The sequence below is a fragment of the Streptomyces sp. MRC013 genome, assembly GCF_023614235.1.
Taxonomy (GTDB): domain Bacteria; phylum Actinomycetota; class Actinomycetes; order Streptomycetales; family Streptomycetaceae; genus Streptomyces.
Genome location: NZ_CP094264.1, coordinates 1,969,820 through 1,995,605, shown reverse-complemented (window position 1 = coordinate 1,995,605; position 25,786 = coordinate 1,969,820). Strand labels below are relative to the sequence as shown.

At 71.0% G+C, this 25,786-nt stretch carries 22 protein-coding genes, 1 tRNA gene and 1 pseudogene; 10 read left to right on the top strand and 14 right to left on the bottom strand.

All coding sequences use genetic code 11. The features are described 5' to 3' along the window. Positions 1 to 118: 118 nt before the first annotated feature. The gene (locus tag LUW75_RS08950; RefSeq protein ID WP_250335130.1) at positions 119 to 1,345 is read right to left on the bottom strand and encodes a pyridoxal phosphate-dependent aminotransferase; all 1,227 of its coding nucleotides are present in this window, start codon (positions 1,343 to 1,345) and stop codon (positions 119 to 121) included. A 260-nt stretch (positions 1,346 to 1,605) separates the two neighbouring features. Between LUW75_RS08950 and LUW75_RS08945 the strand changes: the two genes are divergently transcribed. From LUW75_RS08945 to LUW75_RS08905, 9 genes and pseudogenes are all read left to right on the top strand, one after another. Next, positions 1,606 to 1,678 (top strand) — tRNA-Trp (locus tag LUW75_RS08945). A gap of 102 nt (positions 1,679 to 1,780) precedes the next feature. Further along, positions 1,781 to 2,065, top strand: coding sequence for a preprotein translocase subunit SecE (gene secE / locus LUW75_RS08940; RefSeq protein WP_250335129.1), 285 nt, complete (start codon positions 1,781 to 1,783; stop codon positions 2,063 to 2,065). Between the two features lie 76 nt (positions 2,066 to 2,141). After that, entirely contained in the window at positions 2,142 to 3,032 is an 891-nt protein-coding gene (gene nusG, locus LUW75_RS08935; RefSeq protein WP_250335128.1) for a transcription termination/antitermination protein NusG, read from the top strand. A gap of 180 nt (positions 3,033 to 3,212) precedes the next feature. Continuing rightward, positions 3,213 to 3,647 (top strand): 50S ribosomal protein L11, encoded by a 435-nt coding sequence (rplK, locus tag LUW75_RS08930; RefSeq protein ID WP_168439437.1) that lies wholly within the window; start codon positions 3,213 to 3,215, stop codon positions 3,645 to 3,647. Positions 3,648 to 3,726: 79 nt separating this feature from the next. Continuing rightward, positions 3,727 to 4,449, top strand: coding sequence for a 50S ribosomal protein L1 (gene rplA, locus LUW75_RS08925; RefSeq protein WP_250335127.1), 723 nt, complete (start codon positions 3,727 to 3,729; stop codon positions 4,447 to 4,449). Between the two features lie 817 nt (positions 4,450 to 5,266). Then, positions 5,267 to 5,797: a 50S ribosomal protein L10 gene (rplJ, locus tag LUW75_RS08920; RefSeq protein ID WP_017949675.1), complete on the top strand. Its 531-nt coding sequence runs from the start codon at positions 5,267 to 5,269 to the stop codon at positions 5,795 to 5,797. Between the two features lie 112 nt (positions 5,798 to 5,909). After that, positions 5,910 to 6,293 (top strand): 50S ribosomal protein L7/L12, encoded by a 384-nt coding sequence (gene rplL, locus LUW75_RS08915; protein ID WP_010470537.1) that lies wholly within the window; start codon positions 5,910 to 5,912, stop codon positions 6,291 to 6,293. A gap of 508 nt (positions 6,294 to 6,801) precedes the next feature. Next, a pseudogene (rpoB, locus tag LUW75_RS08910) lies at positions 6,802 to 10,288 on the top strand (DNA-directed RNA polymerase subunit beta). Positions 10,289 to 10,384: 96 nt separating this feature from the next. Further along, positions 10,385 to 14,299 carry a DNA-directed RNA polymerase subunit beta' gene (locus tag LUW75_RS08905; protein WP_250335126.1) on the top strand — a complete coding sequence of 1,305 codons (3,915 nt, stop codon included), beginning with the start codon at positions 10,385 to 10,387 and terminating at the stop codon, positions 14,297 to 14,299. Positions 14,300 to 14,432: 133 nt separating this feature from the next. Here the strand turns inward: LUW75_RS08905 and LUW75_RS08900 are convergent, their stop codons facing one another. From LUW75_RS08900 to LUW75_RS08850, 12 genes are all read right to left on the bottom strand, one after another. Further along, positions 14,433 to 14,699: a hypothetical protein gene (locus LUW75_RS08900; protein ID WP_250335125.1), complete on the bottom strand. Its 267-nt coding sequence runs from the start codon at positions 14,697 to 14,699 to the stop codon at positions 14,433 to 14,435. Beyond that, complete coding sequence (locus tag LUW75_RS08895; protein WP_250335124.1) at positions 14,686 to 14,919, bottom strand: hypothetical protein; 234 nt, start codon at positions 14,917 to 14,919, stop codon at positions 14,686 to 14,688. The genes LUW75_RS08900 and LUW75_RS08895 overlap by 14 nt, the downstream gene beginning before the upstream one ends. A 27-nt stretch (positions 14,920 to 14,946) precedes the next feature. Next, positions 14,947 to 15,858, bottom strand: a complete 912-nt coding sequence (locus LUW75_RS08890) for a peptidoglycan-binding protein (RefSeq protein ID WP_250335123.1) — start codon at positions 15,856 to 15,858, stop codon at positions 14,947 to 14,949. A gap of 82 nt (positions 15,859 to 15,940) precedes the next feature. Continuing rightward, on the bottom strand, positions 15,941 to 16,699 hold the full coding sequence (locus tag LUW75_RS24610; RefSeq protein ID WP_349816407.1) for a hypothetical protein: 759 nt from the start codon (positions 16,697 to 16,699) through the stop codon (positions 15,941 to 15,943). Between the two features lie 47 nt (positions 16,700 to 16,746). After that, complete coding sequence (locus LUW75_RS24605; RefSeq protein ID WP_349816406.1) at positions 16,747 to 17,385, bottom strand: hypothetical protein; 639 nt, start codon at positions 17,383 to 17,385, stop codon at positions 16,747 to 16,749. 257 nt (positions 17,386 to 17,642) lie between these two features. Next, complete coding sequence (locus tag LUW75_RS08880) at positions 17,643 to 18,356, bottom strand: hypothetical protein (protein WP_250335122.1); 714 nt, start codon at positions 18,354 to 18,356, stop codon at positions 17,643 to 17,645. A 3-nt stretch (positions 18,357 to 18,359) separates the two neighbouring features. Then, positions 18,360 to 19,466: a hypothetical protein gene (locus LUW75_RS08875; protein ID WP_250335121.1), complete on the bottom strand. Its 1,107-nt coding sequence runs from the start codon at positions 19,464 to 19,466 to the stop codon at positions 18,360 to 18,362. A gap of 8 nt (positions 19,467 to 19,474) precedes the next feature. Next, positions 19,475 to 20,677, bottom strand: coding sequence for a hypothetical protein (locus tag LUW75_RS08870; protein WP_250335120.1), 1,203 nt, complete (start codon positions 20,675 to 20,677; stop codon positions 19,475 to 19,477). A 64-nt stretch (positions 20,678 to 20,741) separates the two neighbouring features. Continuing rightward, positions 20,742 to 21,677 carry a phage distal tail protein gene (locus LUW75_RS08865; protein ID WP_250335119.1) on the bottom strand — a complete coding sequence of 312 codons (936 nt, stop codon included), beginning with the start codon at positions 21,675 to 21,677 and terminating at the stop codon, positions 20,742 to 20,744. 96 nt (positions 21,678 to 21,773) lie between these two features. Further along, the gene (locus LUW75_RS08860) at positions 21,774 to 22,877 is read right to left on the bottom strand and encodes a phage tail family protein (RefSeq protein ID WP_250335118.1); all 1,104 of its coding nucleotides are present in this window, start codon (positions 22,875 to 22,877) and stop codon (positions 21,774 to 21,776) included. 175 nt (positions 22,878 to 23,052) lie between these two features. Continuing rightward, positions 23,053 to 24,252: a phage tail protein gene (locus LUW75_RS08855; RefSeq protein WP_250335117.1), complete on the bottom strand. Its 1,200-nt coding sequence runs from the start codon at positions 24,250 to 24,252 to the stop codon at positions 23,053 to 23,055. A 49-nt stretch (positions 24,253 to 24,301) separates the two neighbouring features. Continuing rightward, complete coding sequence (locus tag LUW75_RS08850; RefSeq protein WP_250335116.1) at positions 24,302 to 24,931, bottom strand: hypothetical protein; 630 nt, start codon at positions 24,929 to 24,931, stop codon at positions 24,302 to 24,304. 33 nt (positions 24,932 to 24,964) lie between these two features. Between LUW75_RS08850 and LUW75_RS08845 the strand changes: the two genes are divergently transcribed. After that, entirely contained in the window at positions 24,965 to 25,384 is a 420-nt protein-coding gene (locus LUW75_RS08845) for a hypothetical protein (protein WP_250335115.1), read from the top strand. Positions 25,385 to 25,387: 3 nt separating this feature from the next. Here the strand turns inward: LUW75_RS08845 and LUW75_RS08840 are convergent, their stop codons facing one another. Then, on the bottom strand, positions 25,388 to 25,741 hold the full coding sequence (locus LUW75_RS08840) for a hypothetical protein (protein ID WP_250335114.1): 354 nt from the start codon (positions 25,739 to 25,741) through the stop codon (positions 25,388 to 25,390). Positions 25,742 to 25,786 lie beyond the last annotated feature (45 nt).

Here is a 25,786-nt window from a genome sequence, read left to right as displayed (position 1 = left end):
TCCTGCCGCAGACCGACCCCCGGAACAGCCCGTTTCTCCGAACGGGTACCCCCGGAACGAAGGGGCGGGCCCCGGCCGGCAGATCCGGCCGGGGCCCGCCCACCGGGGCGTCGTGCGCCTAGTCGCGGGCCTCCGCCAGCAGCTTCTGCATCCGCGACACGCCCTCGACCAGGTCCTCGTCCCCCAGCGCGTACGACAGGCGCAGGTAGCCCGGCGTGCCGAAGGCCTCGCCCGGGACCACGGCGACCTCGACCTCGTCCAGGACCAGCGCGGCCAGCTCGACCGAGGACCGCGGGCGCCTGCCGCGGATCTCCCTGCCCAGGAGCCCCTTCACCGAGGGGTACGCGTAGAACGCGCCCTCCGGCGTCGGGCAGACCACGCCGTCGATCTCGTTCAGCATCCGCACGATCGTCCGGCGGCGCCGGTCGAACGCCGCGCGCATCTCCGCGACCGCGTCGAGGTTCCCGGAGACGGCCGCGAGCGCGGCGACCTGGGCGACGTTGGAGACGTTCGACGTGGCGTGCGACTGCAGGTTCGTCGCGGCCTTCACCACGTCCTTCGGGCCGAGGATCCACCCGACGCGCCAGCCCGTCATGGCGTACGTCTTGGCCACCCCGTTGACGACGACGCACTTCTCGCGCAGCTCGGGGACGAGCGCCGGCAGCGAGGTGAAGACCGCGTCGCCGTACACGAGGTGCTCGTAGATCTCGTCCGTCAGGACCCACAGGCCGTGCTCGACGGCCCAGCGGCCGATCGCCTCGGCGTCCTCACGGGAGTAGACGGCGCCGGTCGGGTTGGACGGGGAGACGAACAGGACGACCTTGGTCCGCTCCGTCCGGGCCGCCTCCAGCTGCTCCACGGAGACGCGGTAGCCGGTGGTCTCGTCGGCGACGACCTCCACCGGGACGCCGCCGGCCAGCCGGATCGACTCCGGGTACGTCGTCCAGTACGGGGCCGGGACGATGACCTCGTCACCCGGGTCCAGGATCGCGGCGAACGCCTCGTAGATCGCCTGCTTGCCGCCGTTGGTCACCAGGACCTGGGCGGGGTCCACCTCGTACCCGGAGTCCCGCAGCGTCTTGGCGGCGATCGCGGCCTTCAGCTCGGGGAGGCCGCCGGCCGGCGTGTAGCGGTGGTACTTCGGGTCGCGGCAGGCCTCCACGGCCGCCTCGACGATGTAGCCGGGCGTCGGGAAGTCGGGCTCGCCGGCGCCGAAGCCGATCACCGGGCGCCCGGCGGCCTTGAGGGCCTTGGCCTTGGCGTCGACGGCGAGGGTCGCGGACTCGGAGATCGCGCCGATGCGGGCGGAGACCCGGCGCTCGGTCGGAGGGGTTGCAGCGCTCATGCGGCCCATCGTCCCAGACCACGGGAGGGCCGGACACACGGGTTTCGCCCAGTGGACGGCGGTGTCGGCCACCCGTTCGCACGACGGACCGGAGGGTTCCGCGAGCGGCCGGAAGGGGGAGCCGGGAGGGCGGCGCGACGCCCGCCGGGGCTTTCTGTTCGACGCGGGGACGCCGAGCACGTACACTCTCTGCTCGTTGGCCCTCGCCGACCGCACCGTGAGCACCACTCGGGATGCGGTAGGTTGGGGGAGAACCACAAAGGGTCGTAGCTCAATTGGTAGAGCACTGGTCTCCAAAACCAGCGGTTGGGGGTTCAAGTCCCTCCGGCCCTGCTACACACACCGCCAGGATGTGTGCGCAGGTATGTACTTCATTGCACCGCCGTGCGGCTCCACCCGGGCGCGGCACGGCCGACCCGGAATCAGGTGAGATACGTGACGGACGCCGTAGGCTCCATCGACATGCCTGATGCTGAGGACGAAGCGCCGGAGTCCAAGAAGACCCGCAAGGGCGGCAAGCGCGCCAAGAAGGGGCCGCTGGGCCGTCTCGCGCTGTTCTACCGCCAGATCGTCGCCGAGCTGCGCAAGGTCGTCTGGCCCACCCGCAACCAGCTGACCACGTACACGACGGTCGTGATCATTTTCGTCGTCATCATGATCGGCATAGTGACCGGCATCGACTTCGGCTTCAAGGAAGCAGTCAAGTACGTCTTCGGCTGATTCCCGCGGAGGGCGCCCACCCCGGCGTCCCTTTTCGCATGTTCCACCCATCTGTATCCAGGAAGAAGCAGCCACCGTGTCTGACCCGAACCTGAACGAGTCCGCCCAGGACGAGCTCGACGTCGTCGAGGCGGCCGACGAGGACCAGGCGGAAGCTGCGGACGCCGCTGCCGGCGAGGCGGCCGAGGACGCCGACACCGTCGAGGACGCCGGTACCGACGAGGGCACCGGGGCCGGTACCGACGAGGGCGAGACCGCCGAGGACGGCGAGGACGGCGACACCGCCGAGGGCGGCGAGACCGCCGAGGGCGGGGCTGAGGGCGACGAGGAGGCCGAGCCGGCCGCTCCCGTCGACCCGGTCGCCGCGCTCCGCGAGGAACTGCGCGGCCTGCCCGGCGAGTGGTACGTGATCCACACCTACGCGGGCTACGAGAAGCGCGTGAAGGCCAACCTGGAGCAGCGCGCCGTCTCGCTGAACGTCGAGGACTTCATCTACCAGGCCGAGGTCCCCGAGGAAGAGATCGTCCAGATCAAGAACGGCGAGCGCAAGAACGTCCGGCAGAACAAGCTGCCCGGCTACGTGCTCGTCCGCATGGACCTGACGAACGAGTCCTGGGGCGTCGTGCGCAACACCCCCGGCGTCACCGGCTTCGTGGGCAACGCCTACGACCCGTACCCGCTGACGCTGGACGAGATCGTCAAGATGCTCGCCCCGGAGGCCGAGGAGAAGGCCGCCCGCGAGGCCGCCGAGGCCGAGGGCAAGCCCGCTCCCGCCCGCAGGGTCGAGGTCCAGGTGCTGGACTTCGAGGTCGGCGACTCCGTCACCGTCACCGACGGCCCGTTCGCGACGCTGCAGGCCACGATCAACGAGATCAACGCCGACTCGAAGAAGGTCAAGGGCCTCGTCGAGATCTTCGGCCGCGAGACCCCGGTCGAGCTCAGCTTCGACCAGATCCAGAAGAACTGACCCCGGTCGGTTCCCCGTCAGGCTTCGAGCAGGTCAGAGCGGCGTCCTCCGCGCTCTGACCTGCTCGGTTTTTGGACGCACGCCCATACCCGTTATCGTTGTGCGGTATGCCTCCATCCGGATGACGCCTGTCGACACCGGACGGCGGCCGAACACTCTCACTAGGACCCGGAGAGAGCTATGCCTCCCAAGAAGAAGAAGGTCACGGGGCTTATCAAGCTCCAGATCCAGGCCGGCGCCGCCAACCCGGCCCCGCCGGTCGGCCCCGCGCTGGGTCAGCACGGCGTCAACATCATGGAGTTCTGCAAGGCCTACAACGCCGCGACCGAGTCGCAGCGCGGCTGGGTCATCCCGGTGGAGATCACGGTCTACGAGGACCGCTCCTTCACCTTCATCACCAAGACCCCGCCGGCGTCGAGGATGATCCTCAAGGCCGCGGGTGTGGAGAAGGGCTCCGGCGAGCCGCACAAGACCAAGGTCGCCAAGCTGACGAGCGCCCAGGTCCGCGAGATCGCCACGACCAAGCTGCCCGACCTCAACGCGAACGACCTGGACGCCGCCGAGAAGATCATCGCCGGCACCGCCCGTTCCATGGGCATCACGGTCGAGGGCTGAACAGCCCCCGTTCGAACCCCTGTGGAAGGGCCACGCGCTGGCCCGGACCACGACTCCGTACCTGAAAGCAGGAGAAGAAGTGAAGCGCAGCAAGGCTCTCCGCGGCGCGGACGCCAAGATCGACCGGGAGCGTAACTACGCCCCCCTCGAGGCCGTCCGTCTCGCCAAGGACACCGCCACCACCAAGTTCGACGGCACCGTCGAGGTCGCCTTCCGCCTGGGCGTCGACCCGCGCAAGGCCGACCAGATGGTCCGTGGCACCGTGAACCTTCCGCACGGCACCGGCAAGACCGCCCGGGTCCTGGTCTTCGCGACCGGTGACCGTGCTGCGGCCGCGGAGGCCGCGGGCGCCGACATCGTCGGCTCCGACGAACTGATCGACGAGGTCGCGAAGGGCCGTCTGGACTTCGACGCCGTCGTCGCCACCCCGGACCTCATGGGCAAGGTCGGCCGCCTCGGCCGCGTCCTCGGCCCCCGTGGTCTGATGCCGAACCCGAAGACCGGCACGGTCACGATGGACGTCGCCAAGGCCGTGACGGACATCAAGGGCGGCAAGATCGAGTTCCGTGTCGACAAGCACGCGAACCTGCACTTCATCATCGGCAAGGTGTCGTTCGACGAGACCAAGCTGGTCGAGAACTACGCCGCGGCGCTGGAGGAGATCCTCCGTCTGAAGCCGTCCGCCGCGAAGGGCCGCTACATCAAGAAGGCGACCCTGACCACCACCATGGGCCCCGGCATCCCGCTGGACGCCAACCGCACCCGGAACCTCCTCGTCGAGGAGGACCCGGCCGCGGTCTGAGCCTGACGGCTCACACGGTCGACGAAAGCCGGTCCCCGCGCCTCTCCGGAGGGGCGCGGGGACCGGCTTTCCCGTACGCGGTGCCGGCACCGCGCCCCGACGTTCCGGCGGGAGCGCCGGGGCGCGATGGCCGGCGCCGCCCCTGCCCCGGAGCCCCGGAGCCCGGTGGGACGGGCGTCGGCGGGGCGGGGAGAACCGGCGTCCCGGGCCAGGCCGAGCCCGCCCCGGGTGCCACCGCACCGGGCGTCATCGCTCGGGACGCCACCGCACCGGGCGCGGGACCGGGCGGGACCCGGGGGCTCCCGGTACGGCCGGGGTGGACGGGACCGGGTACGCGGAGGTCCCCGGGGGTGAGCCCGGTCCTCGCGGCGCGCCCGCACACCGCGGTGGACGGCCGACCGGGCCGGGAGGCCCCCGGCTCCGGTGGGGAAGGCGGGGGAGCCCGCCGCCGCATGGGGGGCGTCGTACGGGTGGGTCGCCCCGACCCCGCGGTGGGGAACCCCCCCTCGCGAGGGGCGTCGCCGGCACCGGGGCGCCGCCCGGTTCGGGCACCTCCGGCGATTTGCTTGACGGCTGCCCGTTCCCGTACTCTTCCACGGAAGCCAAAGACCGCTGGTCGCAGCTGTGCCCGCAGGGGTGTGGCCGCCGAAGGATCCGCTAGCTGCGGACGGCCCGCGTAGGTGACAGTGGATGTACTCCCGGACGTGCCGTCCGGTCGAGTTCACGCCCCGTGCGCCTGCGCCGGGGCGTTTCGTTTTGCCCAGTCTCCTTCCTTCAGCCATCGCGGTCCGAATCACCCGGAAGGAGGCCGAGGCTCATGGCGAGGCCCGACAAGTCTGCTGCGGTTGCCGAGCTGACGGACAAGTTCCGCAGCTCGAACGCCGCCGTGCTGACCGAGTACCGCGGTCTCACCGTGGCACAGCTCAAGCAGCTGCGCCGTTCGCTCGGTGAGAACGCCCAGTACGCCGTGGTGAAGAACACGCTGACCAAGATTGCGGCCAACGAGGCCGGGATCACGTCGCTGGACGACCAGTTCGCTGGTCCGACGGCGGTCGCCTTCATCACCGGTGACCCGGTGGAGTCGGCGAAGGGTCTTCGTGACTTCGCCAAGGACAACCCGAACCTGATCATCAAGGGCGGTGTCCTTGACGGCAAGGCGCTGTCCGCCGATGAGATCAAGAAGCTTGCGGACCTCGAGTCCCGCGAGGTTCTGCTCGCCAAGCTGGCGGGCGCCATGAAGGGCAAGCAGTCCCAGGCTGCCGCGCTCTTCCAGGCGCTCCCGTCGAAGCTCGTCCGCACCGTGGACGCGCTGCGCGCCAAGCAGGCCGAGCAGGGCGGTGCCGAGTAACTCGGCTCGCACACTGACCGCCGCCTGACGGGCGACGGTCACAGCGGGCCCCACGTACGCCCGCCACACATGTACATCCGGCACCCGCCGAATTAGTGGAAGGACCGCCATCATGGCGAAGCTGTCTCAGGAAGACCTGCTCGCGCAGTTCGAGGAGATGACCCTCATCGAGCTCTCCGAGTTCGTGAAGGCGTTCGAGGAGAAGTTCGACGTCACCGCCGCCGCCCCGGTGGCCGTCGCCGCCGGCGTCCCGGGTGCCCCGGCCGCCGAGGCCGAGGAGGAGAAGGACGAGTTCGACGTCATCCTCACCGGTGCCGGCGAGAAGAAGATCCAGGTCATCAAGGTCGTCCGTGAGCTGACCTCCCTGGGCCTGAAGGAGGCCAAGGACCTCGTCGACGGCACCCCGAAGCCGGTCCTCGAGAAGGTCAACAAGGAGGCCGCGGACAAGGCCGCCGAGGCCCTCAAGGGCGCCGGCGCGTCCGTCGAGGTCAAGTGACCCACCGCGGGTCCTCCGACTCGCACTGACGCTCCCCGGGGGCGTTCCGAGGGGCGATCACCCATCCGGGTGGTCGCCCCTCGGCGTTCCCGCGGCGCCCGCCCGCCCCCGGACGCGACGGAGTATGGTGATCTTCGCCGTACGCCCGTGGGGCCGGGGGCCTTGACGAACCGCACGCCGCGCGCAATTCTCAGGACGCGTCGTCACAACGATCCGCATCCGAGGCATGGATCGACGACCGAACGGGCAGTATCGATGTGCGCCGAGGCGCGAGGTGCCGCGGAGATGAGAACAACGAGGGTCGTGAATGACCGCCCTGGACATCAGTGGGCCAAGTGGCTACACTGACCCTTTGCGCTGCCTGTTAGCTGCCCCCTGCCCGTCACCAGGGGCATCCCCTTGCGAGAGCACCGTTGACCGAATGCCCTGACCTGGGATTTCGGGTCTTCTTGCTCGGCTTGGGACCGGTACGCGCGTAGTGAGTCCGAGCCCTCGGAAGGACCCCCTCTTGGCCGCCTCGCGCAACGCCTCGACCGCGAATACGAACAACGGCGCAAGCACCGCCCCGCTGCGCATCTCCTTTGCAAAGATCAAGGAGCCCCTCGAGGTTCCGAACCTCCTCGCGCTGCAGACCGAGAGCTTTGACTGGCTGCTCGGCAACGCCGCGTGGAAGGCTCGTGTCGAGGCGGCTCTGGAGAACGGACAGGACGTCCCCACCAAGTCCGGTCTGGAGGAGATCTTCGAGGAGATCTCGCCGATCGAGGACTTCTCCGGGTCGATGTCGCTGACCTTCCGCGACCACCGCTTCGAGCCCCCGAAGAACTCCATCGACGAGTGCAAGGAGCGCGACTTCACCTACGCCGCGCCGCTCTTCGTCACGGCCGAGTTCACCAACAACGAGACCGGCGAGATCAAGTCCCAGACCGTCTTCATGGGCGACTTCCCGCTCATGACGAACAAGGGCACCTTCGTCATCAACGGCACCGAGCGTGTCGTGGTGTCGCAGCTCGTCCGCTCGCCGGGTGTGTACTTCGACTCCTCCATCGACAAGACGTCCGACAAGGACATCTTCTCCGCCAAGATCATCCCCTCCCGGGGCGCCTGGCTGGAGATGGAGATCGACAAGCGCGACATGGTCGGTGTCCGCATCGACCGCAAGCGCAAGCAGTCCGTGACCGTCCTTCTGAAGGCGCTCGGCTGGACCACCGAGCAGATCCTGCAGGAGTTCGGCGAGTACGAGTCCATGCGGGCCACCCTGGAGAAGGACCACACCCAGGGCCAGGACGACGCGCTGCTCGACATCTACCGCAAGCTCCGTCCGGGCGAGCCCCCCGACGCGCGAGGCCGCCCAGACGCTGCTGGAGAACCTCTACTTCAACCCCAAGCGCTACGACCTGGCCAAGGTCGGCCGCTACAAGGTCAACAAGAAGCTCGGCGCCGACGAGCCGCTCGACGCCGGCGTCCTGACCGTCGACGACGTCATCGCGACGATCAAGTACCTGGTGAAGCTCCACGCGGGCGAGACCGAGACCGTCGGCGAGAACGGTTCGACGATCGTCGTCGAGACCGACGACATCGACCACTTCGGCAACCGCCGCCTGCGCAACGTCGGCGAGCTCATCCAGAACCAGGTCCGCACGGGCCTGGCCCGGATGGAGCGCGTCGTGCGCGAGCGCATGACCACCCAGGACGTCGAGGCGATCACGCCGCAGACCCTGATCAACATCCGGCCGGTCGTCGCCTCCATCAAGGAGTTCTTCGGCACCAGCCAGCTGTCGCAGTTCATGGACCAGAACAACCCGCTGTCCGGGCTGACGCACAAGCGTCGTCTGTCCGCGCTCGGCCCGGGTGGTCTGTCCCGTGAGCGGGCCGGCTTCGAGGTCCGGGACGTGCACCCGTCCCACTACGGGCGCATGTGCCCGATCGAGACGCCCGAAGGCCCGAACATCGGTCTGATCGGCTCGCTCGCCTCGTACGGCCGCGTCAACGCCTTCGGCTTCGTCGAGACGCCGTACCGCAAGGTCGTCGACGGCCAGGTCACCGACGAGGTGGACTACCTGACCGCCGACGAGGAGGACCGCTTCGTCATCGCCCAGGCCAACGCGCCGCTGACCGAGGAGCTCCGGTTCGCCGAGAACCGCGTCCTGGTCCGCCGCCGCGGCGGCGAGGTCGACTACGTCGGCCCGGACGACGTGGACTACATGGACGTCTCGCCGCGCCAGATGGTGTCGGTCGCGACCGCCATGATCCCCTTCCTGGAGCACGACGACGCCAACCGCGCCCTCATGGGCGCGAACATGATGCGCCAGGCCGTGCCGCTCATCAAGTCCGAGGCCCCGCTCGTCGGCACAGGCATGGAGTACCGCTCCGCCGTCGACGCCGGCGACGTGGTCAAGGCCGAGAAGGACGGCGTGGTCCAGGAGCTCTCCGCGGACTACATCACCGTGACCAACGACGACGGCACGTACATCACGTACCGCCTGGCCAAGTTCGCCCGCTCCAACCAGGGCACCTCGGTCAACCAGAAGGTCGTCGTCGCCGAGGGCGACCGGGTCGTCGAGGGCCAGGTCCTGGCCGACGGCCCGGCCACCGAGAACGGCGAGATGGCGCTCGGCAAGAACCTCCTCGTGGCGTTCATGCCGTGGGAGGGCCACAACTACGAGGACGCGATCATCCTGTCGCAGCGCCTCGTCCAGGACGACGTCCTCTCCTCGATCCACATCGAGGAGCACGAGGTCGACGCCCGCGACACCAAGCTGGGCCCCGAGGAGATCACCCGGGACATCCCGAACGTCTCCGAGGAGGTCCTCGCCGACCTCGACGAGCGCGGCATCATCCGCATCGGCGCCGAGGTCGTCGCCGGCGACATCCTGGTCGGCAAGGTCACCCCGAAGGGCGAGACCGAGCTGACCCCGGAGGAGCGCCTGCTCCGCGCGATCTTCGGCGAGAAGGCCCGCGAGGTCCGCGACACCTCGCTGAAGGTGCCGCACGGCGAGACCGGCAAGGTCATCGGCGTGCGCGTCTTCGACCGCGAGGAGGGCGACGAGCTGCCGCCGGGCGTGAACCAGCTGGTCCGCGTCTACGTGGCCCAGAAGCGCAAGATCACCGACGGTGACAAGCTCGCCGGCCGCCACGGCAACAAGGGCGTCATCTCCAAGATCCTGCCGATCGAGGACATGCCGTTCCTGGAGGACGGCACCCCGGTCGACATCATCCTCAACCCGCTGGGCGTGCCCTCCCGGATGAACCCGGGACAGGTCCTGGAGATCCACCTCGGCTGGCTCGCCAGCCAGGGCTGGGACGTCTCCGGGCTCGCCGAGGACTGGGCCAAGCGGCTTCAGACCATCGGCGCCGACCGGGTCGAGCCCCGCACCAACGTCGCGACCCCGGTCTTCGACGGCGCGCGCGAGGACGAGCTGGCCGGCCTGCTGGAGCACACCCTCCCCAACCGCGACGGCGACCGCCTGATGCTGCCGTCCGGCAAGGCCCGCCTGTTCGACGGCCGCTCCGGCGAGCCGTTCCCGGACCCGATCTCGGTCGGGTACATGTACATCCTCAAGCTCCACCACCTGGTCGACGACAAGCTGCACGCCCGGTCGACCGGTCCGTACTCGATGATCACCCAGCAGCCGCTGGGCGGTAAGGCTCAGTTCGGTGGCCAGCGCTTCGGCGAGATGGAGGTGTGGGCGCTGGAGGCTTACGGCGCCGCGTACGCCCTCCAGGAGCTGCTGACCATCAAGTCCGACGATGTCACCGGCCGCGTGAAGGTCTACGAGGCCATCGTCAAGGGCGAGAACATCCCCGAGCCCGGCATCCCGGAGTCCTTCAAGGTGCTCATCAAGGAGATGCAGTCCCTGTGCCTCAACGTGGAGGTGCTGTCCTCGGACGGCATGTCCATCGAGATGCGCGACACCGACGAGGACGTCTTCCGCGCTGCGGAGGAGCTCGGCATCGACCTGTCCCGGCGCGAGCCGAGCAGCGTCGAAGAGGTCTGACGGGTCGGCCGGCCGGACCCCGCGAGGTCCGGCCGGCCCCCCAGCGACCCGTACAGACCATTGATTGACACGAACCCTGAGAGGGATTGACGCATAGTGCTCGACGTCAACTTCTTCGACGAGCTGCGGATCGGCCTGGCCACCGCGGACGACATCCGGCAGTGGTCCCACGGCGAGGTCAAGAAGCCGGAGACCATCAACTACCGCACCCTGAAGCCCGAGAAGGACGGCCTCTTCTGCGAGAAGATCTTCGGTCCGACCCGGGACTGGGAGTGCTACTGCGGCAAGTACAAGCGCGTCCGCTTCAAGGGCATCATCTGTGAGCGGTGCGGTGTCGAGGTCACCCGCGCCAAGGTGCGCCGCGAGCGGATGGGCCACATCGAGCTCGCCGCCCCCGTCACCCACATCTGGTACTTCAAGGGCGTCCCGTCCCGGCTCGGCTACCTGCTGGACCTCGCCCCGAAGGACCTGGAGAAGGTCATCTACTTCGCGGCGTACATGATCACGTACGTCGACGAGGAGCGCCGCCAGCGCGACCTGCCGTCGCTGGAGGCCCACGTCTCCGTCGAGCGCCAGCAGATCGAGCAGCGCCGCGACGCCGACCTGGAGGCCCGCGCCAAGAAGCTCGAGACCGACCTGGCCGAGCTGGAGGCCGAGGGCGCCAAGGCCGACGTGCGCCGCAAGGTCCGCGAGGGCGCCGAGCGCGAGATGAAGCAGCTCCGCGACCGCGCCCAGCGCGAGATCGACCGCCTCGACGAGGTGTGGAGCCGCTTCAAGAACCTCAAGGTCCAGGACCTGGAGGGCGACGAGCTGCTCTACCGCGAGCTGCGCGACCGCTTCGGCACCTACTTCGACGGCTCGATGGGCGCCGCCGCGCTGCAGAAGCGCCTGGAGTCCTTCGACCTGGAGGAGGAGGCCGAGAAGCTCCGCGAGATCATCCGCACCGGCAAGGGCCAGAAGAAGACCCGCGCGCTCAAGCGCCTCAAGGTCGTCTCCGCCTTCCTGCAGACCAGCAACAGCCCCAAGGGCATGGTGCTGGACTGCGTCCCGGTGATCCCGCCGGACCTGCGCCCGATGGTGCAGCTGGACGGCGGCCGCTTCGCGACCTCCGACCTGAACGACCTGTACCGCCGCGTCATCAACCGCAACAACCGCCTGAAGCGGCTTCTCGACCTCGGCGCGCCCGAGATCATCGTGAACAACGAGAAGCGCATGCTCCAGGAGGCCGTCGACGCGCTCTTCGACAACGGCCGCCGCGGCCGCCCGGTGACGGGCCCCGGCAACCGTCCGCTGAAGTCGCTGTCCGACATGCTCAAGGGCAAGCAGGGCCGCTTCCGCCAGAACCTGCTCGGCAAGCGGGTCGACTACTCGGCGCGTTCCGTCATCGTCGTCGGCCCGCAGCTCAAGCTGCACCAGTGCGGTCTGCCCAAGGCCATGGCGCTGGAGCTCTTCAAGCCGTTCGTGATGAAGCGCCTGGTGGACCTGAACCACGCGCAGAACATCAAGTCGGCCAAGCGCATGGTCGAGCGCGGCCGCACGGTCGTGTACGACGTGCTGGAAGAGGTCATCGCGGAGCACCCGGTCCTGCTGAACCGCGCGCCCACGCTGCACCGCCTCGGCATCCAGGCATTCGAGCCGCAGCTGGTCGAGGGCAAGGCCATCCAGATCCACCCGCTCGTCTGCACCGCGTTCAACGCGGACTTCGACGGCGACCAGATGGCCGTCCACCTGCCGCTCTCCGCGGAGGCGCAGGCCGAGGCGCGCATCCTGATGCTGTCCTCGAACAACATCCTCAAGCCGGCCGACGGCCGTCCGGTCACCATGCCGACCCAGGACATGGTGCTGGGCCTCTTCTTCCTCACCACGGACGAGGAGGAGCGCGAGGTCAGGGGTGAGGGCCGCGCCTTCAACTCCACCGCCGAGGCGATCATGGCCTTCGACGCCCGGGAGCTCTCGCTCCAGGCGAAGGTCGACATCCGCTTCCCGATCGGCTCCGTCCCGCCCCGCGACTGGACGCCCCCGGTCGAGGAGGACGGCGACGACTTCGGCGGCGCGGGTGCCTGGCAGCCGGGCGACAGCTTCCGCCTGCGCACCACCCTGGGCCGCGCGCTCTTCAACGAGCTGCTGCCCGAGGACTACCCGTTCGTCGACTACACGGTCGGCAAGAAGCAGCTCTCCGAGATCGTCAACGACCTCGCCGAGCGCTACCCGAAGGTCATCGTGGCGGCGACGCTCGACAACCTGAAGGCGGCCGGCTTCTACTGGGCCACCCGCTCCGGCGTCACCGTCGCCATCTCGGACGTCGTCGTCCCGGAGGCGAAGAAGGAGATCGTCCGCGGCTACGAGGCCCAGGACGAGAAGGTCCAGAAGCAGTACGAGCGCGGTCTGATCACCAAGGACGAGCGCACCCAGGAGCTCATCGCGATCTGGACCAAGGCGACCAACGAGGTCGCCGAGGCGATGAACGACAACTTCCCGAAGACGAACCCGATCTTCATGATGGTGAACTCGGGCGCCCGAGGGAACATGATGCAGATGCGCCAGATCGCGGGCATGCGCGGTCTGGTGTCGAACGCCAAGAACGAGACGATCCCGCGTCCCATCAAGGCGTCCTTCCGCGAGGGCCTGTCCGTGCTGGAGTACTTCATCTCCACGCACGGTGCCCGCAAGGGTCTCGCCGACACCGCCCTGCGCACCGCCGACTCGGGTTACCTGACCCGTCGTCTGGTGGACGTCTCGCAGGACGTGATCATCCGCGAGGAGGACTGCGGCACCGACCGCGGTCTGAAGCTGCGGATCGGCGTGCGCGACGAGGCCGGTGTCCTGCGCAAGGCGGACGACGTCGAGACGTCCGTGTACGCGCGGATGCTCGCCGAGGACGTCGTGGTGGACGGCAAGGTCATCGCGCCGGCCAACGTCGACCTGGGCGACGTGCTCATCGACCAGCTCATCGCGGCGGGTGTCGAGCAGGTCAAGACCCGCTCGGTCCTCACCTGCGAGTCCGCGGTCGGCACGTGTGCGTACTGCTACGGCCGTTCGCTCGCCACCGGCAAGCTGGTCGACATCGGCGAGGCGGTCGGCATCATCGCCGCCCAGTCCATCGGCGAGCCCGGCACCCAGCTGACGATGCGGACCTTCCACACCGGTGGTGTGGCCGGTGACGACATCACGCAGGGTCTGCCGCGTGTCGTCGAGCTCTTCGAGGCCCGTTCCCCCAAGGGCATGGCGCCGATCGCCGAGGCCTCCGGCCGCGTGCGGATCGAGGAGACCGAGAAGACCAAGAAGATCGTCATCACCCCGGACGACGGCAGCGACGAGACGGCGTACCCGATCTCGAAGCGCGCCCGTGTCCTGGTCGGCGAGGGCGACCACGTCGAGGTGGGCCAGAAGCTCACCGTGGGTACCGAGAACCCGCACGACGTGCTGCGCATCCTCGGCCAGCGGGCCGTCCAGGTCCACCTGGTCGGCGAGGTGCAGAAGGTCTACAACTCGCAGGGCGTGTCGATCCACGACAAGCACATCGAGATCATCATCCGGCAGATGCTGCGCCGCGTGACGATCATCGAGTCCGGCGACGCCGAGCTGCTGCCGGGCGAGCTCGTGGAGCGCTCGCGCTTCGAGCAGGAGAACCGCCGCGTGGTCCAGGAGGGCGGCCACCCGGCCTCCGGCCGTCCGCAGCTGATGGGTATCACCAAGGCGTCGCTGGCGACGGAGTCGTGGCTGTCCGCGGCCTCCTTCCAGGAGACGACCAGGGTCCTGACGGACGCGGCGATCAACGCCAAGTCCGACTCCCTGATCGGCCTCAAGGAGAACGTCATCATCGGCAAGCTCATCCCGGCCGGTACGGGCCTGTCCCGCTACCGCAACATCCGGGTCGAGCCGACCGAGGAGGCCAAGGCCGCGATGTACTCGGCCGTCGGCTACGACGACATCGACTACTCGCCGTTCGGCACGGGCTCCGGCCAGGCCGTTCCGCTGGAGGACTACGACTACGGTCCGTACAACCAGTAAGCGAGTCGCCTGACCGAAGGGCGGTCACCCCGCGAGGGGCGGCCGCCCTTCGGCGTGTCCGGAGGCACCGGGCGCGGAGCGGCGGGGCCGCGGAGGCCGGTCGTGGGGCGCTCCGGTCGGCGGACGGGGCCGGTCAGCGGGCGGCGAGCTGCCAGAAGGTGGCCAGCAGCCCGGCGCCGGCGGTGAGCGCGGCGATGCTCGCCAGCGGCCAGCGGGCGCGCTCCAGGGCGTCGATGCGGGACTCCATGTCGGCGAGGTGCTTGTCGGTCTGGTCGCTGCGCTGGACGAGCAGCGCGAGGGAGCCGTCGACGCGGGCGAGCCCGGCCTCCAGCGTGCCGCGCAGCCGTTCCAGTTCGACCGCGACGGTGACGGGGCCGTTCGGCTGGTCAGACTCGATCATCGGCACCCACCGGGGTGGTGCGCAGCCAGGCGGGCAGGAGACGCTGGACCGGGTCGAGGGCCATGACCCGGGTGAGCGCGCCCGCGATGGCCAGCGCCCCGGCGACCCAGGGCAGGGCCGCCGGGACGCCCGCGGCGTCGACGATCGCGGGGAGCGCGACGGCGAGGCCGACGGCGGACTGGAGGACGGTGCGGGCCGTGCGCTTGGCGGCGTCCGACATGGGCGGTGCTCCTTACGGGTGCGTGGTTCAGGTGGTGTACGGGACCTCCAGGACGTTCCAGGAGGCGGCGCCCGGCCAGCCGTCGGCGTCGGAGCCGGTGAAGCCGAGCTTGCGCTGCCAGGCGGCGTACGACTTGCGGTCGGCCTCCGACCAGCGCGGGCCGGGGCCGACCCGGTAGCGGCCGCAGCCCTCGGCGACGAGCCGGCGGCCCATCGCGGTGACGACGGGCGAGCTGGGGCCGGACCGGAAGAACGCGGTGCCGGGGAACGGCTGGTGGCGGGGGGCGGCGGGCTTCGGCGCGGTCGGCCTCTGGGGGGACGGGGCCGCGCCGAGCCGCTTCCGGACCCGCTCGCGCATCCCGGACATCGCGAAACCGCGCGGGTCGCTCTTGTGGTCGGACCACTCCAGGTGGCCGATCACGGACCTGGCGCCCCAGCCGTGTGCCCGGCACAGCGCGGCGCTCGCGCGTTCGACCGCGTCGAGCTGGGCGGCCGGCCACGGGTCGGAGCCGTCGCCGAGGTTGACGCACTCGAAGCCGTAGAAGCGGGCGTTGCCGTCGACGGCGTCCGGGCTGCCCTGGTGGGCGCGGGGGACGGGCGGTCGGGTGCCGTACGTCTCGGTGACCACGGCCTGGAGTACGGAGGGGTCGCCGCCGCCCGCGTGGTTGGCGCGGCCGCCGCCGACGAGGTGGACGGTGCCGTCCTTGGCGACGACGCCGTGGCACAGGGGGCCCGGCAAGCCGTCGTAGCCGCGGGAGCACAGGGCGACGGAGGCGGTGGTGCCGCTGGTCACGGTGTGGTGGATCATCACGCCGCTGACCGGGCCCCAGGCTCCGGCGTGGTTGCGGTGGTGGGTGCGCCAGCCGGGGCGCTCGACGACGCGCACGCCCTCGGCGCGCAGGGCGGCGAGGAGCCGGTCGGGGGAGAGGGGGACTGCCATGGGGGTTCCTTTTCGGAAAGCGGGCGGGCCCCGTGCCGGTGGGAGTCGGCACGGGGCCCGTGGCGCGGTGGCGTGGGGAAGGTCAGGAGAGCGCGGCCCAGATGGCGTTGGAGTCCGCGATCACCGACGACGGGGGGAACGACGGCGGGAGCGAGGTCTGTCCCGTGGTGGAGAGCCGGCCGTGGCGGACGAAGGCGCCCGTCATCCGGGCGCTGCCGCCCGGGAACTCGCCCATGGACGCGCCTCGCAGGAAGGCCGGGCCGCTGTTGCTCGGGTTCGGGCCGTTGACCAGCAGCGCCACCCAGTAGTTGCCGGGGGCGGCGGCGTACGCGGTGGTCAGCGGCAGTATGGCCGTCATCCCCCCGGTCTTGTCGAGCAGGCCGTTCAGGGGAGCCGTCTGCCCGACCTTGGCCCCGGCGCCGGTGTAGAGGCCGGCGAAGGAGGTGGCCGCGAGGGTGCCGCCCGCGTAACCGGGGACGTAGAACACCACGTTCTTCACGGTGGTGGCCGTGTGCAGCGGGACGCCGATCAGGTACACGTAGCCGTTCATGCAGTACTGGGCGGCGTAGGCCGAGGACGCGGCCGGGTCGAACGCCCAGCACGAGAAGCCCATCGAGGCGGGGGACCAGGTGCCCGCGGCCGACACGGAGTCGACGTAGCCGCGCCGGGCCAACTGGTTGGCGGTCGAGGGGTTGGCGCTGGTGGAGGGCGGGACCGCGAAGGTCTTGGCGCCGTTCACCGTCTGGTCGCCGGTCGTCAGCACGGCGGCGCCGGCGGCGACCGCCGAGACGTCGGCGGCGGTCAGCTGGACCGCTCCGGTCCGGCCGTTGACGGTCTTCACCGGGGCCGCGTCGATGCCCAGGTAGCGGGTGTCGCCGGAGGCCGGCGTCAGCGCCCCGAGGTCGGCGGCGGTGACGGTGACGGCGCCGGTCCGCCCGTTGACCGAGGAGACCGCGCCCGTGACCGGGGGAGCTGTGCCGCCGGCACCCTGCCGTCGGGGCCGAGGCTCGCGACGCCGCCGGCCACGCCGGCCCTGTCCGCGGCGATGGCGGAGACGTCGGCGGCGGTGAGGGTGATGTCGGGCGTGGTGCGCCCGTTGACGGACCGGACGGGGCCCGCCGGGCCGACCGGGCCCATTTCGCCGGCCGGTCCGGGCGGGCCGGGCACGGCCACGTAGTGCGGGGTGTTCGGGTCGGCCGGGGCGGTGTCGGCCAGGTCGACCGCCGGCCGGGCGGCGGGCAGCGCGATCTGGTACGCGCGGTTCTGGCCGAGGCCGGCGAGCTTCTCGGTCACCTGGTAGGTCCAGTCGACCGGGTTCCAGCCGGAGGCGTCGGTGGCGGGCAGCACGACGCTGATCCGGCCCTGGTCGTCGAGGCGGGCGACGGTCGGTCCGCCGACGAAGACGTCGGCGGCGGAGTGGGTGAGCAGGGACGGCGGGCGGAACTCGACGGAGCCGCTCATCGGGGTGCCGTCCGGGGTCAGGTACCGGGCGGTGACGCGGACGGTGGGGATGGAGTCGGGGAGCACGGGCTCTCCTTCACGAGTGCGGGTGCGGGCCCGGCCGACGGCGGTGCGGGCGGCGGGCCGGTGGGTGATGGTGCGGGCGGGTACGGCGGGCGGAGGCGGCGGCGCGGGCGGAGGCTGGGACGGCCCCGCCCTCCGGCCCGGGGCCCGGCCCGGGGCCCGGCCCGGGGCCGGCCCGGCACCCGCCCCCCGGCGGCGTACGGGCGTGCCGCCGGGGGCGGGGGCGGTCGGAGGGGCGGCCCCGCGGACGGGGCCCGGGGTCAGGACTGGACGCCGTACAGGGCGAGTGGACGGCAGCGGACGGTGTCGCCCGCCGCCGCCACCTTCGCCTGGATCTCGAAGGCGACCGTCGCGCTGAAGCCGGCCGCCAGCGACTCCCGGAACTCCAGGTCCGCGCCGGGGCCGCCGACGGGGCCCACCTGGATCCCGTCGACGAGGAGGCGCACCTCCGCGCCGGCCGGGCCCTGGACGGCGATCCGGGCGTACAGCCTCGGGTGCTGGGAGATGGCCGGACCGCTGTAGAGCGTGGTCCAGTCCGTGTTCCCGGTGGACTCCCAGCGGGCCGCGTCGACCGGCCGGGGCAGCGGGTACGGGATGTACGGGCGGGCGAGGCCTCGCCGGGCGGCGTCGTCGGCGACGACGACGTTCCCGTACCAGTCGAAGATCTGCACCTGCTGGGTCTCCAGCCGGTCCGGTTCAGCCGTCCGCACGGTCAGAGCCATCGGACCGTCGTCCCGGCGGACCATCAGGCCCTGCTGGGGGGTGTCCGGGCCGCGGTCGGGCTGGACACGGCCCATGTGGACCAGGTCCTTGTCGTCGGTGACCTTCACGCGGAGCCGGCCGTCCTTGCCGATGACGACCTCCCCGTCGATCCGGTTGAGGGCGGGCGTGGTGTTCGCGCTGCCCATGAGTTCCCGGACCTGCCGCTCCAGGGTGCGGATGCGGTCCAGCAGGTCGGTGGGGACGATCGCCAAGGGTCAGGCTCCTTCCAGGTAGAGGGTGGCCGTCTCCGGCCTGGTGCGCTGCGGCGGGTTCACGGCGAGGCCGACGATCCGGTAGCGGGCGTCGAGCCCCTCCTGGTGCCACAGGTCGTGGATCCGCAGCCGGATCCGGGCGCCCAGCAGCGCGGGTGTGATCCGGTCGCCGAGGACGACGGTCAGCTCGGGGATGATTTCCGGGCGGCGCTGACGCGCCAGTTCGGCCTCGGCCAGGGAGCGGAGGGTGGCCACGTCCGTGACCCCGCTGTGGTCCGAGGTGCGCTCCAGTCGGGGCCACCCGCCGGCCAGGTCGGCCGGTTCGCTCGCCGCGGCGGTGAGCGGCAGCGAGTCCCGGGCCTGGTCGGTGTTGGCCGACTCGCCGCGGGCCACCCAGACGTTCGCCTGCACGGTGGCGTCCGTCGGCAGGCTGTACGACAGGACGGAGCCCGGGTGGTCCAGGACGATGTCGGCCCGGCTCGACTCGATCTTCGGGTGCCCGAGCTGGAGCCGCTTGACGCGGCGGCCCTGGCCGTCGCGGTAGCAGTGGACGCGCCACTCGAAGCCGTCCGCGAGCCGGGCCACCTTGTCGAGCAGTTCCCGGACCCGGGCCAGCGCCGTGTAGCCGGACGTGAAGTCGCGGCGCACGCCGGACGTCTCGGCGCCCAGGCTGATCCCGATGTCGCCGCCGTCCTGCTCCTGGGCGTGCGCCACCAGGGCGCGGGCGATGTCGAACTGGTCGGCCCGCAGGAGCACCACGTCGGCCGAGAGGATGCGGTGGTCCAGGTACGAGTCGAAGGTGCCCGCCTGGAACTGCACGGTCATCCGGCCCTGTTCGTCGGTGGCCGGGGTGCAGGTCCACAGCACCCCGCCCCACCAGACGTCCCCGTCCCGCTCCAGCCAGACCGCCGTGCGGCCGGGCCGGAGGGCCTCCCTGGCGCGGGCGGCCAGGGCGGGGTCGGGCAGCGGAACGGTCGCCGACAGGGAGCCCGGCTTGCCGATGTAGTCGTCGAACCTCGCCTCCGTGAGCGGCAGGACGTCGAGGACCCGGTCGGTGCGCAGGTCGCAGAAGACCGCCCGGTAGACGGGCGTGGCGACGGCTCGGGCCATGGGGCGGCTCACAGCACCGGGTCCACGCGGATGAACCGGTTGTCGATCCAGGCGTTGTTGCTGGCGGCCGAGGAGCGGTACGCGCCGACCGCCGTGTACTCCGTGTACGGCTTGAGGCCGGCGAGCCGGAACGTGTGCGTCACCGAGCTCCCGTTCTTGCCGGTCGCCTGTGCCGCCCGCTGGTCCGCGGCCGGGAGCACGACGGCGCCGTCCAGCCGGACGACCGCGCTCATCTGCGACCAGGCGCCGTCCACCGGGTTGTCGCCCAGGTAGCCGACGGTGATGAGCACCATGCCCGAGACCGGCGTGGTGAACTGGGTGGAGATGGACGGGCCGACGGTGTCGGCGATGGCTTCCACCCAGGTGGTGGAGGTGCAGTAGCCGCCGTCGTTGTTGAACGCCCAGCCGGTGACCGGGACGACCGGCCGCCACACGGCGCCGTCCCAGCGCTGGAGCCTGCCGCCCTCGTCGCGGTACTGCCCCGGGTACTCGCCGGCCGCCAGCGCACCCTGTGGGGCGACACCGCCGATGTGCCGCGGGTAGGACACCCAGCGGGCGCCGTCCCAGCGCTGGAGCTGGCTGGCGTTGTCGCGGTACTGGCCCGCGTAGCCGCCCTTGCTGTCGCGGTTCCACGACTCGGCGAGGATGCCGCCGGCCGCGACCGTGGTGTGGCGCAGGTCCTGGACGGCCTTGGACCAGTCCAGGCCGCCGGTGCCGACGGACGCGCCGGCCGGGACGTGGACGCGGGCCAGGGCGAGGGCGCCCTCCGGCACGGGCAGCGGCTCCGGGTTGGGCGCGGGCGCGCCCTTGAGGACCTCCAGGACGGCCTCGGTGCGCCCGGAGGCCGGATCGAACTGGGCGTCGTACACCCGCAGCAGCACCAGGTCGACGCGCGGGTTGTTCGCGTCGCCGTCGTCGAAGGCGACCTGCGCGTGGTCGGTCAGGACGACCGGGTAGGCGCCGGCCGCGGGGGAGCCCTGGACGACGGCCCGGCCGGGGGCGACGTTCGCGGTCATCCCGGCGGTGTCGCCGCGGACGTACAGGCCGTCCATGAGGTAGCGGCCGTCCTTGGACCCGGGGACGACACCGGAGGCGGTGGTCAGCGCGCCGCTGGGGGCCAGGGTGCCGGTGGGGGCGAGCCGGGTGTCGGAGCGGGTCTGGCCGGAGTCGGTCGTGGTGCGGTTGATCAGCCATGCGCTGCGGACGGGCATGATGTCCTCCTGGAGGGTGCGTTGCGGGGGTCGGGGGCGGTGGGGGCCGTGGCTGCGGGGCCGGTCACCAGTGGGCGTCGTGCCAGCGGACCGTGACCGAGGCCCGCGGGTCGGGTGCCGCGTCGTCGGAGCGGAAGGCGAGCGACGTACTGCCCGGCTCCAGCCGGAACAGCTGCTCGGGCGTCGAGGTGGGGGTCGCGGTGTAGAGCCGGGACGCCGTGCCGTTGAGCCGGACCGTCCCCGCCTCGGTGTCGACGGTGAGGACCTCGCCGGCGGCGAGCGCGATGTCGTACTGGAGTTGGCGGCCGTCGCCGAGCCGGCTCAGGGTCGGGCGGCGCACCGGGCCGCGGAACTCGATCACCGGGTGTGCGGCCGTGTCGCCCTCGTTGACGGCGGTGAAGCTGCCCGCCTCCGCGTCCGTGCCCCACTCCAGCGGCCACCGAAGACCGCTCCCGGCCTCGTTCTCCCAGGACAGGCCGGGTTCGGGCACCGGCAGCACGGCCCGGCCCTCGTGCACGGTGGTGCCGAAGCGGCGGGGGTCGGTCGCCGTCCACTGGAGGCTGGCCTTGGCCAGGCCCTGCCGTACGTACGCCCGGTCCTGGGGGACCACCCGGCGGCTGACCCGGGCGCGCACCGCGAGGGTCTCGCCGTGCAGGCGCACCGCGAGCCAGTGCTCCCCGCCCTCGGGGCCGGTGGCCGCGCGGAACGCGGCGCTGGTGCCGGCGGCCCGCGCCGTTGTGGGCGGGACCAGCCAGACGGTGGCGGTCACCAGCCGGGGCTGGGCCCAGACCGCCCCCGGCCAGGCGCCGTGCTGGTCGGGTCGGGCGACGTCGCCCGTGTCGAGGGTGGGCAGGTCGTCCCAGCCGGTGATGCCGGAACGGTCGATCTGGTACGGCGTCCCGGGGCCCATCAGCAGTCCGGCCCACTGGATCTGCCCGTCGCGGGTGATCAGTGAGCCGGGTGCGGTCTCGTCCGGGTGCGCGGTCGTGGTCTCGGCCATGACGGGCCGTCACCTCACTTTCGTCAGGCCGCGCCCTCGGGTCGCGGTCCGGTGCGGGAGCCGGGCCCCCGGCGGGGTGCCGCGGCCGTGCCGGGCTCAGGCCGCGGTCCGGTGCAGGAACAGCAGGTCCTCGGCGATCGCGAGGGCGCTGCGGCCCTCCGGTTCGCGGTAGGTGTGCAGTCGGCCGCGGTGCGGGGGGCGGGGGGCGTCGACGCGGTGCCCGGCCTCGGCCGGCCGCAGCCGGTCGAGCGAGGACAGGGGGCGTACGGCCGAGGCCCCGTCGTACGAGGGGGCGACGACGCCGCCCTCCGCGAGCTGCGGGATCTTGTCGAGGTCGACGCCGAACTTCTTGCCGAGGAACTCGCCGCCGAGGCTGTTGAGCCCGTCGATCACCCAGTTGGCGAAGGCGATGAGCCCCTTGACGGGACCGGTGACGACACCGGCGAGCGCCTGGAGGCCGGTGGAGACGAAGTCGCCGATGCCGCCGAGCGTGCCGGAGGTGGCGTCCCTCACCCGGGTGAACATGTCGGGGATCCTCCGGGTGATCCATTCCAGGACGGGCCGGACGGCTTCCTTGAAGGCGTTCCAGGGCCGGCGGACGAGGTCGCTCAGCGCCCCGGTGGCCCGGGACACCGCGGCCCCGGCCCTGCCGAAGTCCCCGGAGACGGCGGCGCCGACGATCCCGGCGACGGTCGTCACGACGGTCCCCACGGCCTTGAAGCACGCGCCGACGACGGTGCCGCAGGAGGTGACGACCGGGCCGAGGAACGTGGCGATCCCCCGGAAGACCTTCAGCACGTGGTCGAAGACCTGCTTCACGATCTTCTGGCCGGTCTCGGTGTTCAGGGCGTAGGCGGTGATCGCCGTGACGACGGGGACGACCAGCCCGGCCAGGAAGCCGAGCGGGTTGGCGCGCATGGCCACGTTGACGGCGGTCATGGCGCCGGCGGCGGCCCCGAGGCCGATGCCGAGGACGGTCATGGCCCGGGACATCGGGCCGGTGAACTGACCGAGGAGCCCCGCCACGGAGACGAATCCGCCCGCCGCGCCCGCGAGGGAGGCGAGCGTCGACGACGTTCCCCGCGACCTCGTGGCCCCGGAGCGCAGCTCGGCCGCCGCCTTCGTCGCGGAGCCCGCGAGGCGGGTGACGGAACGTCCGGCACCCTCGGCGTTCACCCGGAGCGTGCGCAGGAGGGGCACCGCCGGGGTGGTGCCTCCCCGAGGCGGTCCACGGCCGCCGCTGCCTGCCGGACCCGCCGGACGGCCGACTGCACGGACCCCGCGGCGTCGGTGAGCCGGGCACGGAAGGCACCCAGCGGTCCGGCGACACCGGCCAGGGGATGGGGGACGCCCGCCGGACCCGCGGCTGCGGTGCTCATCCGCGCGCCTTGGACAGGAACAGCAGGGCGGAGGCGGTCTCGCGCAGATCACTGGAGGACGCCTCGTAGTAGTTCTCGATACGGAAGCCGTGCGCCGCACCGGCATCCCGACCGGCCGACCGGGCGCGGGCGGCCCGCGCGGTGTGGCGCAGCAGCCGGTCCAGCTTGGACAGCGGCAGGACGGCCTCGGCCTCACCGGCCTCGGCCACGATCGCGTGGACGCCGCCGCGGCGGGGCTGGACCACGCCGCCCCGGGCGAGCAGGGGGATCCTCGGCAGGCTGACGCCGAACGTCTTGCCGCCGACGAGGGGCACCCAGCCCGGGATCGAGACCTTGATGCCGTTGAGTTTGCCGATCGCGCCGTTGATCAGGCCGATGACGGCGTTGATCGGGCCCTTCACCGCGCCCTTGATTTTGTCGAAGGCCCGGCCCGCGATGTCCTTCAGACCGCCCCAGATGCTGGAGAGCTTGTCCTTGACGGCGGTGAAGGCCCTCGGGACGACGTCCCTGATCCAGTTCACGACCGGCAGGATGATGCTCTTGATGCCGTTCCAGACGCTGGAGACGACGGCCTTCACGCCGGTCATCACCGTGGTGATGACCTTCTTGATGGCGTTGAACGTGGTCGAGACGACCCGGGAGACGGCGTTCGCGACGACCGTGACGGCCTTCCTGATGCCGTCCCAGACCGTTCTGATCAGCTTGCCGGCCGCCGTCATGATCGGGCCGACGGCCTTCATGACGACGGTGATGACCTTCTTGACGGCGCCGAAGGCGACCTGGAGGACCTTCTGCATGGTCTTCGACCGGGTGGCCATGTCGACCACCTTCTCGATGAGCGGCATGAACAGTTCCACGAGCCGGGCGATGAAGTTGCCCTTCATGGACTTGTTGAGGCCGTTCATCCCTTTCGATGCTCTGTCCGCCCCGGATTTGAACGTGCCGATCTGCGTGCCGCTGGTCCGGCCGGTGCGCCCGGCCTTCGCAAGCGACTTCTCCGCCCGGTCGGCGAACTGCTGCAATTTCTTGAGTTCCCGCCCGGACTGCTGCGCCCCGGTCCGCAGGCCCATGAGGCCCTGCTCGCCGGATCGGGCCTTGGACGAGATGGCGCCCACGGCGGTGGCGGCCGATGTGGAGTTCGATCGGAACTGCTGAAGAGTACCGGCCGCGTTCCTCAGGGAACGTACCAGTGACATTTCTGGCCCCCTTCGTGGAGTGCTGGTTCCTGGCGACGGAGACGTGTGGTCATGCCAGCGCGGCGGACAGCAGGTTCACCTGTGCCTGGAGGCGGGCGGTACGTGTTGCCGCCACCGCCATCTCCGGGGAGCCCGGGATGTCCCGCACCGCCTGTCGGGTGCTCGCCGACCGTGTCTCCAGGGCGGCGACCTTCCGGCCCAGCTCACGCAGTCTGGTGCGGCTGTCGAGCGTGAGCCTCGTGAGGCGCCTGATGCCGGTCTCCATGTCGACCAGCCGTCTTTCGGCGGCGGCGACGACGTTGGCGCGCCGCTCCAGTTCCGTGGCGTTGAGCTTCATCAGCATGCCGAACCGGTTCCGCTCCCAGTCGTGCTTCTTCAGCCAGTTCTCGATGGCCGGGTCGAAGTTGACGAACGGGGTCAGTTCCAATTTCAAAATCGCCCAGCCGAGGAAGATGGCGAGGACCTCGGGGCCCTTGAAGAACTCCCAGAACTTGGTGGCCGTCTCCTGCTTGACGAAATCCTCGGTGGCGATCTTCGAGGTGTCGCTGGCGCGGGCTATCTGCTTGACGCTGTCTATCCTGATAAAAGACGAAATGTCGTTCTTCGCGGCTTTCAGGCTCAACTCGGTGCGCAGCGCATCGACCTCGGCCCTCAGCTGTGCGTCCGTCTTCTCTGTCATCACTCCTCCTGGCGGGGCTGGTAGCCTCCGCGCATGAACGCAGTGTTAGTGCCTGCCATCGCGGCGATGGGAATCGGGGCTTTGTTCCTGGCCTACAGTGCTTATTTCGCGATCAGTTCCGTGCGTGAATACCGGCGACGTGTGACGGTGGCGGTGGAAATGCTCGGCGCCCTGAAACTGGACGCCGGCCCGTCCTGGCGGTTCCGGGTCGTCGGAGAGGGCGTGCCGCCGCGGCCGGAGGGAAAGCCGGAGTGGATCGCCAGCACGCCCAGGAAGTTCGGCGACCGGACGTTCACACCCGGTGAGATCGTGCGCGTGGATCTCGACCCCGGCTATCCCGGCTTCATCTATCCGCCGGGCGGTTATCCGCCGTGCCGGATGTGGCCGGCGGTCGCCGTCACCGCGGTGGCCGGTCTCGGCTCCGTCGTGGCGGGTCTCCTGCTGCTGGGCTGAGCGTCAACTGAAGAACCGGGCCAGTTCCACCGGGCTCGGCGGTTCGGGGTCCCGGGCCGGTGCGGGCTCGGCCGGTCGTGGCGCTTCCGCCGTCCTGGTGGTCCCGTCGCCCGGCCTCGGGACCGGTACCGGGCGCTCCGGCGGTTCGGCGTCCTCGTCGGAGTGGACGGACGCGAACATCCAGTTCGCCGCGGCCAGGTGGTCGACGACCGCCGCCAGCAGGTAGTCGGTGGTCGACCAGTCGGCCGCCTCGCCGTCCGTCTCGGTCAGCAGGGCGCTGTCGCGTGGCATGTGCTTGATCAGCACCGCGAGCCGGCGCGCCGTGAGCCGGCCGCGGTGCCAGTCCAGCAGGTCCACGCCGTAGTGCCTCAGCAGGTCGGCTTCGAGAGCCTCGGCGTGTTC

What these genes read in the sequence shown, in the direction of transcription:
- LUW75_RS08950 (WP_250335130.1), bottom strand. Translation starts at nt 1,345, where the DNA reads ATGAGCGCTGCAACCCCTCCGACCGAGCGCCGGGTCTCCGCCCGCATC.
- rplK (WP_168439437.1), top strand. Translation starts at nt 3,213, where the DNA reads ATGCCTCCCAAGAAGAAGAAGGTCACGGGGCTTATCAAGCTCCAGATC.
- rplJ (WP_017949675.1), top strand. Translation starts at nt 5,267, where the DNA reads ATGGCGAGGCCCGACAAGTCTGCTGCGGTTGCCGAGCTGACGGACAAG.
- rplL (WP_010470537.1), top strand. Translation starts at nt 5,910, where the DNA reads ATGGCGAAGCTGTCTCAGGAAGACCTGCTCGCGCAGTTCGAGGAGATG.
- LUW75_RS08900 (WP_250335125.1), bottom strand. Translation starts at nt 14,699, where the DNA reads ATGATCGAGTCTGACCAGCCGAACGGCCCCGTCACCGTCGCGGTCGAA.
- LUW75_RS08895 (WP_250335124.1), bottom strand. Translation starts at nt 14,919, where the DNA reads ATGTCGGACGCCGCCAAGCGCACGGCCCGCACCGTCCTCCAGTCCGCC.
- LUW75_RS08890 (WP_250335123.1), bottom strand. Translation starts at nt 15,858, where the DNA reads ATGGCAGTCCCCCTCTCCCCCGACCGGCTCCTCGCCGCCCTGCGCGCC.
- LUW75_RS08875 (WP_250335121.1), bottom strand. Translation starts at nt 19,466, where the DNA reads ATGGCCCGAGCCGTCGCCACGCCCGTCTACCGGGCGGTCTTCTGCGAC.
- LUW75_RS08870 (WP_250335120.1), bottom strand. Translation starts at nt 20,677, where the DNA reads ATGCCCGTCCGCAGCGCATGGCTGATCAACCGCACCACGACCGACTCC.
- LUW75_RS08865 (WP_250335119.1), bottom strand. Translation starts at nt 21,677, where the DNA reads ATGGCCGAGACCACGACCGCGCACCCGGACGAGACCGCACCCGGCTCA.
- LUW75_RS08855 (WP_250335117.1), bottom strand. Translation starts at nt 24,252, where the DNA reads ATGTCACTGGTACGTTCCCTGAGGAACGCGGCCGGTACTCTTCAGCAG.
- LUW75_RS08850 (WP_250335116.1), bottom strand. Translation starts at nt 24,931, where the DNA reads ATGACAGAGAAGACGGACGCACAGCTGAGGGCCGAGGTCGATGCGCTG.
- LUW75_RS08845 (WP_250335115.1), top strand. Translation starts at nt 24,965, where the DNA reads ATGAACGCAGTGTTAGTGCCTGCCATCGCGGCGATGGGAATCGGGGCT.